We start from the raw sequence: 9,601 nt of genomic DNA, 5'->3' as shown, positions 1-9,601 counted from the left end.
CTGGGACTTCTATCAACATCGTGATGGAGGATGTGCGATGTCCAGACGGACTCTCACCACGAGGTATGATGATGGATTCTGAACCGCCAATTGATGCATCGGAACTTCCAGACGACCTGCGAGAGCGTGAGCAGTGGGTGTGCTGGCGAGAGGAAAAGCGCGATGGCAAACCGACGAAGATACCGGTGTCACCAGAGACGGGAGCGTTCGCGTCGTCGACGGATCCAAATACGTGGGACAGCTTTGAGACGGCACTCGAGTACGTCGAAACAGGGAACGCTGCTGGCGTTGGCTTCGTCTTTACCGACGATGATCCAATTGTCGGCGTGGATCTCGATGACTGCCGTGATCCCGAGACCGGGGAGGTCGACGACGCAGCGCTGGACATCATCGAGCGACTCGACTCCTATACGGAAATTTCACCATCCAGAACCGGCTACCACGTGCTCATCACCGGAGAACTACCGGAGGGACGAAACCGCCGCGGAAGCATCGAACTGTACGATACTGCACGCTTTTTCACCGTCACTGGCGGCCACGTCGAGGAGACACCAACCCACGTTGCGCGCCGACAGGACGCGCTCGTGGCGATCCACCGCGAGTACGTCCAAGACACTGATAGCGATGTGAAGGCCGAGTCCGGGCAACGTGGCGCTACTGACGACCAGTCAGAGACGAACGGTGGAGGCAGGGTTGACGTTGACCTCGAGGACGAGGAGCTCCTCGAGAAGGCAACGAACGCGTCGAATGGGACGAAGTTCGAGCGGCTCTGGAACGGGAATACAGTCGGATACGATAGCCAGTCGGAGGCTGACATGGCCCTGTGCTATTTGCTGGCGTTCTGGACCGGCGGCGACCACACGCGCGTAGATCAGCTCTTCCGCCAATCAGGCCTTCTCCGGGAGAAGTGGGACGAGGTTCACTACGCCGATGGGTCGACGTACGGGGAGAAAACCATCGACCGGGCGATTGCGAACACCTCGGAATTCTATGATCCAGACTCCAGAGACGAGTCCACGCAATCCCACGCCAGCTCGGGTACGTCGACTACCGATGCCGGACGTGACGACTCGAACCGCAGTCGCGCATATCTGACCGAGAAGAATCGGCTGTTAACCGATCGTGTCGACGAACTCAAGGCGACGCTTGAACAAAAGGACGAGCGTATCGACACACTCGAAGCAGAGATCGAGCGTCTCACGGCCGAACTTGCAGATCATGACCGAGAGACAGACCGGATTCACGAAGCGAGCGCCGTGGATGCTGGTGCGGACGATGACGAGTCCGAGACATCGTCCGTGTGGGGCCGGACGAAACGGTTGTTCGGGAGTGGCTCCGAGTAACCGCGAGACCACGACGTAGCGTTTATCATCCCGATAGGGGTGACGGGGTTTCGAACTGCCCCGGAGCAACGTATGCATTCTGAGCGACAGCACCAGCGAGACCGTCGTATCAACCGAGCATTAGCCGATCCGAACGCTTCAGTATCGCCGTGGTCTGACCTCCATCTCCCAGTCCCGAACAACCGGAGCAGTGCGTCCATCGTCGCGTTCGTCGAGTGTGTCCTCGTGGAACTCACGCATGCAGACGTCGGTGCCGAGTATCGATCGTCGAACGTTTGGGGAGTTAAACTGACGCAGTACATCGCAGCCGAGACGACCGGCCAGCTATTCAGGAAGCGCTATTACGACGAACGGCTCGGCTGGCACGAACAGACGATACCCCGACAGGACGTGCGCACTGAACTGATCAACCGACTCGCACGGCCCGCATCACTGGCGACGAATCGGAGCCATACTCACCCTGTTGGGAAACGAGACACGTTCCGGGTGAAGCCAACGTGGCAACTGCGAACAGGTCCACGGATCGGCAAGAGGTGATCATCAGCCGTCGGTACTCCAGCTCGTTACTGAACTTATCGATAAGGGAGTGGTGACGCCGGTTCCTGGCAAGCGGGTGTTCATCCACGAGCCAAGTGGGATTGCCTTTGACTCGAGTGCCCAGCTTGCCGTCTTCCATCAAGGCTGGACGGCTGCCCAAGATGATGTCACGGGGGAGGAGTCGTGACACAGCAGACACTCGCGGGATGTTCGTTCTGTGAGGCGTCACCCGGAACGGAAACTGGCACTGCATACACTTGGGTGAAAGACGAGCGGGTCAGTCACCTGATCTGCGTCGACTGTGCAATCCAGTCACGGCCAGATCCCGATAAGCACGATCACTCCGCTTACGACGGCTGCGGACTCATCGTTAACACGCTCGCAGCACTCACGCGGTTTCGCGTCCAACTCGGCCATCTCGAAGGGACGATACAACTGTGTGCGCGATGTAGTCCGGGTGGGCCAGCCATGTACTGGACGCGCAATCTCGAGGAGCACGTTGTGGCAGTCGAGTAGAGTACAGCTATACGAGGCTCTGAGACAGAACGAGTGCGCGCATACAGTGGGCTCCTGAGTGTTTATGTGCCATGAGACCGGATTTTTGCTCGATGAGAACCAGTGTGAACGCTGCTATCGATGGATCCCCCTCTCTCGAGGTTCTTCAACAGGTATTGCAAGAGCATCCGGTACAGCTGGCCATTCTCTTCGGTTCTCACGCGACTGGGGAGTCTCACTCTCGAAGCGACATCGATATCGCAGTTGAATTCGACACTGTCCGCCCGAGTGATCCGGCCTACAACGAAGCCTTCTTGGGTTGAGTGCTGATCTCAGCGAAGCGCTCGAGACTGATAATGTTGATCTCCGGACAACGTCACCGGAGCTAGCGGAGACGACCTTCGATCACGGCATCCTTCTCATCGGTGATCCAGAGCATGTGGCTGATATCCAAAGCCAACTCTCCGCAACTGAGAAGCAGACTCAGTCACCGCGAGAACGATTTGATGCGGCTGTAGCCAGAATTGATAGACATCTTAATGGGTCTGCTGTGACAGCAACTGATGGCGAGACCCGTGATCGATGACAGACGAGACCTTCCCTGCTGATCGTCTCAATAGCAAAGGGCTCGTCGAGAAAGGCCAGGCCGATCGTCGGACCAACTACTACACGATCACAGCGCGTAGTCAACGCGAACTCGAGGCCCGTCGGGAGTGGGAATATCAGTACGTCGGAGACGTCCTCTCGAGTTCGGAGTGAGACGATTATGACCACTGAGCGTGCGCGCCGGGGTAGACCCTCAAGCGTTCCATCACGACCACAGTCTCAGAATGTCGTGAATGATAAGAGAGTCAGCTAGCGGTATAAAGAACCGACTAGTTGGATCAGCTTACATCTACGTACGTATGGAATAGTAAATATCCTCTCGCCTGAATGACTGATCCATGGACGACCTCACAGGATTCCAACGAGACCTGCTGTACGTGATCGCGGGCGCTGACCAGCCATCTGGACAGGACGTCAAAGACGAGATCGAACAGTACTACAGTTCAGATATTAATCATGGCCGGCTGTATCCGAATCTTGATACAATTGTGAATAAGGACCTTGTCGAGAAAGGGCAACTCGACAGACGAACGAACTATTATGTAGTTACAGACGAGGGAGAACAAGCAATTGAGGATCGTTATGAGTGGGAATCACAGTACATCGACTAATCGAGATCGGAAGCGATCTGGATCACTGCTTTGCTCTCCTGAATCGGAAGTATAGGGAAGGGAACTATCGGTAGAGAAGGCCGTATCTGATATGCTCTATCAATCGGGCTGTCCGTCGTTACTCTTTCGAACAATTACTGGAACAGACCTCGTATATTTTTCCCCTTCCAGGACTACTGTTGCCTCTACCGACCGTGGAGTTACGTCAATAACCTTCTGAAAAGTCAATTCTGGCGGATAATTGTTTGCCTCACGTGGGGTTATGTACTCGGCAAAAATCACTGTGTTAAATAATCGGCTTCCAACACTTTTCCCTATTCCGTCGACAGGGATAGTCAAACGTTCTTCAATAGCCGATAGCACTGCTGTTGAACTAACAAATGCAGATTTACGTTTTGCCCAGTGTCTGAATTTATTTGTAGTGTACTCCTGTGGTTCTCCCTCAGCATATACGATAGGATACCGTACTTCATCCGACTTTTCAAGGTATGTTATTGCGTCGTCAGTGATTGTTTTTTCCACCGACACTTGCTCTCCTTTTCCACTCTTCCCTTTCCCCAACTCCAGAAGCCAGTTAGGCTTTCCAACTGCTACGAAGCCGATGAGCAAGGTCATACCCGCTCCGAGCGTGGCAACATAACCTCGACGTCTCATATTAAATCTCACATCGCATCTATACTAACGGCTTTTGGTGAAACAATCATTTGAACCTCCAATAGATGCACACGTACTTAGCAAATTGCCACTCTTCGTTGCAGCTGATCTCAGATTGATTCTCTCGGTAAGTATAGGCCAAAGAGTTACTGCGACCAACATCAGCGAACGAAGCGAGCAGTTCTCCGACGGTAAGGCTGAATGCCAGGCCATTGGCTTCTTTCATCGAAGTTTTGCGGCGAGAGGTTCGCCACCGGTGAACCCCGAAGCGGAAAAGTTCGTAGCAGCGCTACTAACAATGAATGTCTATTCCTGTGGTGCAGAACTAGCGACGGACAAATCGTCGTCCGCGGATTGTGACTCAGTGCGTCGTTCACGAATATAAACCATGATAACACAACAGGTTCCGATCAGCATACTCATAGCTGCAATAGCAAATGCGATCCGGTAACCGAGGGTCGTGTAGATCCGCGTGCCGTCAACCGCCTCTCCTGTCGAGAACGCATCCAGAACAGCACCTATGAGTCCCGGAAAAATCGCCGCGCCGATGAATCCGAGACTATTGACCGCTCCGATGGCAATTCCGCTTGATTCGGGGTGACGCTCCTTAACGATAGTATAGGTAAGCGCGATGATCCCGGAAATAACTCGGATGAACAAGAAGAGCGCTCCGACGACTAACAGTGGCGGTGATCCAATCGCGGCAATCACCCCGAAAGCGAGGGTCAGGAGAAGGCTCCCGACGACCAATATCTCGCTTCGTCTGCCGAGCCTATCAGACAGCCAGCCCAGAACTGGGCCCCCGAACAGTGCGCCGAAACTCGGCACCAAGAGATAGAGTGACGCACTTGTCACCGACAGCGTGTATACCTGTGTTAAATAGGGGATTGCCCAAAGTCCGAACAGAGTGATACTCACACCCAATATGAAGAAGAGATAGATCCCGATTAGCCAGATATCGGCGTCTCTAAAGATTTTCTTCGTATCCTCACGGAGCGCTCGTAGCGTCTGCGGTCGTGACTCGATAGCGCCCTCAACGGGGGAAAGTCCAGCCTTGGTTGGGGTAGAATGCGAGGCCAGATAGATGCCGGCCGCCAAAGTGAAGCTGAATAGACCGATGACAATGTGAGTCGGCCGCCATCCAACGGTCGTGACAGCTACTGCTAGCGGGGTCGTCGCCAGCAAGGCGCCGAGGCTCAACACTGCAAGGGTCATGCCGCTCATCGTAGCGAACTCGTCCGGTCGATACCAACTCACAGCGAATCGGAGGGCGGCGATATACATGACGCTCCCACCGAACCCCATGAGTGCGCGACTGACGACCGCTAGCAAGTAGGTTTCACTCAAACCAAACCCAATCGCGCCAATCCCCATGACTGCTGTCCCGAGCGCTCCGACCTTACGCGTGCCCAGCCAGTCGACGATAAATCCGGACGGAAGTTGCAGAGCGGCGTATATATAAAAGAAAGAGGCGTGAAGTAGGCCCAGTTGGGCGCCTGTGGTCGTGAATGTATCGACCAATTCTTCGGAAAGTACGGCCGTTGCGTTACGGTGGAAGCTAACGAGGAGGAACGACGCCGCAAGTAGTCCCCAGCCGATCCACCGTCGTCTGTGCGTGATAGTCCATATTTTCATATTGTATACCTATTGGCACACTACATCCATTATTGGAAATGTTGGATCCTTTGAGGGGATCTATGAATCCGCGCTTGCTTCTCGTTTCAAATAATACATCCTAGGCCGATAGGTGATGACCTCTTCATCTCGTTGGTTAGATCCCAAGATCTCGACAGTCAACAGTCCGCGACTGAGATCCTTCTTAGAGGGCCGTTTTTCAGCTACTGTGCGAGTAACTGTGATCGTATCATCAGGATATACCGGCCGCTCCCACGAAACACCCTCAACACCGGGGGATCCGATTGCTGCCGAGTTATCCCCAGTGTCTTGAACAACTAGACCGTGACATGAACAGAGTGTATGCCATCCGCTTGCGATTATCTCACCGAATGGCGACTCTTGTTTGACTCGTTCCTCGTCAGTGTGAAGCCAAAGTGGATCAAATTGCTCAGCGAAGTCAATGATCTCCGACTTCGTGAGGCTGAATGAACCAACGGTCTTTGAATCTCCGATCTCATAGTCCTCAAAGTAATTCATTGTCGTTGCTACTGCCTCTTGAATTCGGGAGGTCGGTGCTCAATCACTTCGAAGGTCGTCATCAAGCCTACAATTGATTCGTTATTCAAGTAATTACAATCTATAGGCTGGACAAATATAGTTCCGCCCCATTCTCTGTCGATATAGGCCTTATTCAGGCCTGTTCCAACATCTTTCATGTACTCTATGAGAGTCGAGAGTCCGTATTAAATCCCCAGGATTTGTAATTTACATAATTACAAATGGTTGTGCCCGTTCCTACTCACTCGTTAGTATCCTCGGACGAGGCGACGCTATTCAGTGCACGGTTCATTTCACGACTCCGAATCTCTAAAGAGAGTTGCTTAATAGTAACATCCGCGAGTTCCTCGGCAAGGGCCTTCTCAACCGATGACAACGCATCGTACATGACCGACCGGTGGTTATTTCCAATCGGACATTGGGGGTGCGGATCATATTCTGGTATCTGGATGATACGATCGGCATCAAGGGCCTGATGGACATCAAGCAGCGAGATATCTGCCGACTCCTTTGATAGCGAAAATCCGCCATTAGGGCCACGCTTGGCGGTAACAAGCCCTTCATCCCGAAGCTTCCCGATGATCTGTCTAATGAATGCAGCATTTGTATCTACGCTCGTAGCGATCTCTTCAGAACTCAAACGAGTATTTTCCGTTAGATCCAAGTGGACTAATGTATGGCTGGCGATTACGAACTGGGCATTCATGATAGACATAGATGAGGTCATACGCCTTAAATCGCGTCCCTCAGTCTTGCCTCCCTAATTCGAGTGAGGGGCATATCCGATATCAACGAAATAGCGCCTTCTCCGAAATCTCAGTGATCAGTTCGCATCTGTAGTTACCGCTAGCATTGTGTCCAAGAGTTCGATGAGAATCGGATCAGTCGAATTTGACTTAGCGGTAAGCACAGGGTAGAGACGTATTCACGTTGACCAAGAGCGAGAAACGATAGTGGCGGGAGAACTCGAGTTGGCTGCCACCGCTGACTGTGTACTATCCGCCAATCGGCACCCCACCGAACACGAGGATAGCGATCAGCCAGTAGGCAATATACAGCCCGCCGAGCAACACTCCTTGCCACCGCTTCAGTTCACCCTCGTAGAGGAAGTACGCGGCGAGAGCCGTCACGACGATCACCGATGGGAGATGAAACGTCAGCACAGACTGAGAGATTTCGAGATCGCTCAGCAGCATGATCACGCCGACGTTGCCGGTGACCGAGAACAGGACACTTCCGATGACGTTTCCAACACCAATTTCGGGAACGCCACGCCGAACCGGTTCGATCGTCAACATGAGATCCTCGAAGGTGAGGATCACCGTCAGCACAGTCGCGCCGAAGACGGTCTCGTCAATGCCGAAACCGTCGATGATGACTTCTGACCCTGCCTCCAGAAGCATTGATGCGAAGACGATACCCACCAACGCAAGGACCGAAAGGAACAGCCAGATCCATCCGGCGGCAGGACGCCTGCCGACGAGGCGGTCCTCAGGGATCTGCGTGACTGATGACGGGAGGGTGACACCGCCGTCGGCCTGTATCTCCTTGCCAAGTTCGGTATTCCGGAAAACAGGTGTGTCTCGCTGGTACTCACGCACAATAATGTAGCCGAACATCACGACGAACGCGCCGAGCAGCAAGATCCCGTGAACGAACGTCAGCGTCCTGGCGAGAACGAATGGGATCAACAGCAGCGGTGCTAGCGCGAATAGGACAACATAATCAGACGGGATATCGACCGGAAACGGCTTGATAATTGCCGCGAGCGCGAGCGTCACGCCGATAATCGCCAAGCCAGTTCCAAGTGCCGTCCCAAGTGCGGCTCCCTCAAGGCCGCCAGCAGATAGCGCGAGCGCGAGGATCGTATCGTCGAATTCGAATCCCGTGAAAACAATCGCGAGTGCGAACAGCGAAATTTTCAAGCCGAACGCCGTTCTTGTGAGATAGCTGATTAATTTCTCAACACAGAATGTTAACAAAATACCGCCGCCAATAAGGACGAGTACCGCACCGATCAACCCCTGTCCTTCAACGAATCCCTCGATGAGGCCCTCGATCCCTCCCTCTCCTTCTGCTTCTTCGTCCTCCTCTTGTGCAAGGGCAGGGGTGACTGAAAACGAGACAGCGACCAACACGACAAGTCCTACAGTGAGGATCTGGGTTTGATCCATATGGGAACACACGTCACGCCAGGATATGAAACCCAATTATCATGTATACATTTCCATTGGAGAAGTATACACGGAGACTCAGAACGAGGGAATGATGACGAGATTAAACCAACTAGAGGTGACACACTTACGCTGAAAGTAAGCATCTGTAGTGTACAGTCGAGTCTTGAACCGTACCCGCGAATTACTCATCTGGTATTGTCACACGAAGCTCACCGCCAACCTCGTAGAAGTATCCTCGTTCGAGCAACCGAGTGAGTGCATGGTTTGCGTCCTCGGGTTCGAGGGCCAGTTCATCGGTACTGCAAAGGACCTCGAGCGCTTGCTCTCGAGGGATCGACTGGACGTCTTCATGCTCAGCCGAGTTGAGACTATGAGTGCAAAGGACATCGTACGCGTCCACTATCCACTCCGGAAGCGGTGGCCGTGGATCAGAGAGATCGTTCATCTCGACTTCGTACTCCCAATCTTTGCTAACGTCCTGCTTAAGAATATCCCTCAGTGAGATACGGAACCGACTTCGTGAGGGACTGAACGAGCTCGGGTGTTACTTCGAACAAACTGAAACTGTGATCCTTATACAGAAAATATCTCCACCACCGACCATCTGAAAGCTGTTTTTTCGCATCTGACGGGTGAGGCGCGACGATGAGCGCGAGATACAGCACCACCGACTCCACTCGAGGCCAGTGGCTACTCGATCGACGACTCGCGAGCACGCTGTGTACCGAGCGAGGACATGGACGTCCGCTTCGCCACAGTGGACACTCTCTACGAGGTTGTCAGCGAGAGCGGAAATACATACGAGGTCAATATCGAGGGAGAGACGGGTAGCTGTCCAGATTTCCAGCAGTGCCAGCCCGACGACGGTTGTAAGCATCTTCGGCATGTCGACCTCAAGATCCGCACGGGGCTGGTCCCTGCCCCGGACGGAACATTCGATCATTAACTTCGGGTGACCGAGTCGCCTCTCGAGGTAGTTTATCGCCCCAGAAGGGGTACAGGG

General features: G+C 53.5%; 11 protein-coding genes and 3 pseudogenes. 8 read left to right on the top strand and 6 right to left on the bottom strand.

Going from position 1 to position 9,601, the window contains the following annotated elements:
* The first annotated feature begins 71 nt into the window (after positions 1-71).
* From CP556_RS21045 to CP556_RS21020, 7 genes and pseudogenes are all read left to right on the top strand, one after another.
* A complete protein-coding gene (locus tag CP556_RS21045) occupies positions 72-1,343 on the top strand; it encodes a phage NrS-1 polymerase family protein (protein ID WP_098727705.1) in 1,272 nt (423 codons plus the stop codon).
* A 72-nt stretch (positions 1,344-1,415) separates the two neighbouring features.
* On the top strand, positions 1,416-1,880 hold the full coding sequence (locus tag CP556_RS27620; protein ID WP_098727638.1) for a DUF8030 family protein: 465 nt from the start codon (positions 1,416-1,418) through the stop codon (positions 1,878-1,880).
* Between the two features lie 19 nt (positions 1,881-1,899).
* A pseudogene (locus CP556_RS27615) lies at positions 1,900-2,067 on the top strand (DUF8069 family protein); the annotation flags it as partial.
* Complete coding sequence (locus CP556_RS26950; RefSeq protein WP_098727637.1) at positions 2,064-2,396, top strand: DUF7558 family protein; 333 nt, start codon at positions 2,064-2,066, stop codon at positions 2,394-2,396. The pseudogene CP556_RS27615 and the gene CP556_RS26950, both read left to right, overlap by 4 nt.
* Before the next feature lie 71 nt (positions 2,397-2,467).
* The gene (locus CP556_RS26945) at positions 2,468-2,698 is read left to right on the top strand and encodes a nucleotidyltransferase family protein (protein ID WP_343124888.1); all 231 of its coding nucleotides are present in this window, start codon (positions 2,468-2,470) and stop codon (positions 2,696-2,698) included.
* A gap of 283 nt (positions 2,699-2,981) precedes the next feature.
* Positions 2,982-3,134 (top strand): annotated as a pseudogene (locus tag CP556_RS21025) (PadR family transcriptional regulator); the annotation flags it as partial.
* A gap of 185 nt (positions 3,135-3,319) precedes the next feature.
* Positions 3,320-3,592, top strand: coding sequence for a PadR family transcriptional regulator (locus tag CP556_RS21020; protein ID WP_098727636.1), 273 nt, complete (start codon positions 3,320-3,322; stop codon positions 3,590-3,592).
* 99 nt (positions 3,593-3,691) lie between these two features.
* Here the strand turns inward: CP556_RS21020 and CP556_RS25530 are convergent, their stop codons facing one another.
* The 6 genes from CP556_RS25530 to CP556_RS26940 all read right to left on the bottom strand — a co-directional run bounded on the left by CP556_RS25530 (position 3,692) and on the right by CP556_RS26940 (position 9,043).
* Entirely contained in the window at positions 3,692-4,207 is a 516-nt protein-coding gene (locus CP556_RS25530; protein WP_141551732.1) for a hypothetical protein, read from the bottom strand.
* Between the two features lie 345 nt (positions 4,208-4,552).
* On the bottom strand, positions 4,553-5,881 hold the full coding sequence (locus tag CP556_RS21015) for an MFS transporter (protein ID WP_098727635.1): 1,329 nt from the start codon (positions 5,879-5,881) through the stop codon (positions 4,553-4,555).
* Positions 5,882-5,941: 60 nt separating this feature from the next.
* Positions 5,942-6,400: a MaoC/PaaZ C-terminal domain-containing protein gene (locus CP556_RS27360; protein WP_098727634.1), complete on the bottom strand. Its 459-nt coding sequence runs from the start codon at positions 6,398-6,400 to the stop codon at positions 5,942-5,944.
* 262 nt (positions 6,401-6,662) lie between these two features.
* Positions 6,663-7,127 (bottom strand): Rrf2 family transcriptional regulator, encoded by a 465-nt coding sequence (locus CP556_RS21005; RefSeq protein WP_176548281.1) that lies wholly within the window; start codon positions 7,125-7,127, stop codon positions 6,663-6,665.
* A 289-nt stretch (positions 7,128-7,416) separates the two neighbouring features.
* The gene (locus CP556_RS21000) at positions 7,417-8,595 is read right to left on the bottom strand and encodes a sodium:calcium antiporter (RefSeq protein ID WP_098727632.1); all 1,179 of its coding nucleotides are present in this window, start codon (positions 8,593-8,595) and stop codon (positions 7,417-7,419) included.
* Positions 8,596-8,779: 184 nt separating this feature from the next.
* On the bottom strand, positions 8,780-9,043 hold the full coding sequence (locus CP556_RS26940; RefSeq protein WP_098727631.1) for a hypothetical protein: 264 nt from the start codon (positions 9,041-9,043) through the stop codon (positions 8,780-8,782).
* Positions 9,044-9,262: 219 nt separating this feature from the next.
* Here CP556_RS26940 and CP556_RS20990 point away from each other — a divergent pair.
* Positions 9,263-9,544 (top strand): annotated as a pseudogene (locus tag CP556_RS20990) (hypothetical protein); the annotation flags it as partial.
* Positions 9,545-9,601: the final 57 nt, after the last annotated feature.

Source organism: Natrinema sp. CBA1119 (genome assembly GCF_002572525.1).
Taxonomy (GTDB): Archaea; Halobacteriota; Halobacteria; order Halobacteriales; family Natrialbaceae; genus Natrinema.
Note: the sequence above shows the minus strand (reverse complement) of the source record. Positions and strands in the feature narration are given on the sequence as shown.

Coding starts and splice junctions, on each gene's coding strand:
- CP556_RS21045 (WP_098727705.1), top strand. CDS start 72: ATGGATTCTGAACCGCCAATTGATGCATCGGAACTTCCAGACGACCTG.
- CP556_RS27620 (WP_098727638.1), top strand. CDS start 1,416: ATGCATTCTGAGCGACAGCACCAGCGAGACCGTCGTATCAACCGAGCA.
- CP556_RS26945 (WP_343124888.1), top strand. CDS start 2,468: ATGAGACCGGATTTTTGCTCGATGAGAACCAGTGTGAACGCTGCTATC.
- CP556_RS21020 (WP_098727636.1), top strand. CDS start 3,320: ATGGACGACCTCACAGGATTCCAACGAGACCTGCTGTACGTGATCGCG.
- CP556_RS25530 (WP_141551732.1), bottom strand. CDS start 4,207: ATGACCTTGCTCATCGGCTTCGTAGCAGTTGGAAAGCCTAACTGGCTT.
- CP556_RS21015 (WP_098727635.1), bottom strand. CDS start 5,881: ATGAAAATATGGACTATCACGCACAGACGACGGTGGATCGGCTGGGGA.
- CP556_RS27360 (WP_098727634.1), bottom strand. CDS start 6,400: ATGAATTACTTTGAGGACTATGAGATCGGAGATTCAAAGACCGTTGGT.
- CP556_RS21005 (WP_176548281.1), bottom strand. CDS start 7,127: ATGAATGCCCAGTTCGTAATCGCCAGCCATACATTAGTCCACTTGGAT.
- CP556_RS21000 (WP_098727632.1), bottom strand. CDS start 8,595: ATGGATCAAACCCAGATCCTCACTGTAGGACTTGTCGTGTTGGTCGCT.
- CP556_RS26940 (WP_098727631.1), bottom strand. CDS start 9,043: ATGAACGATCTCTCTGATCCACGGCCACCGCTTCCGGAGTGGATAGTG.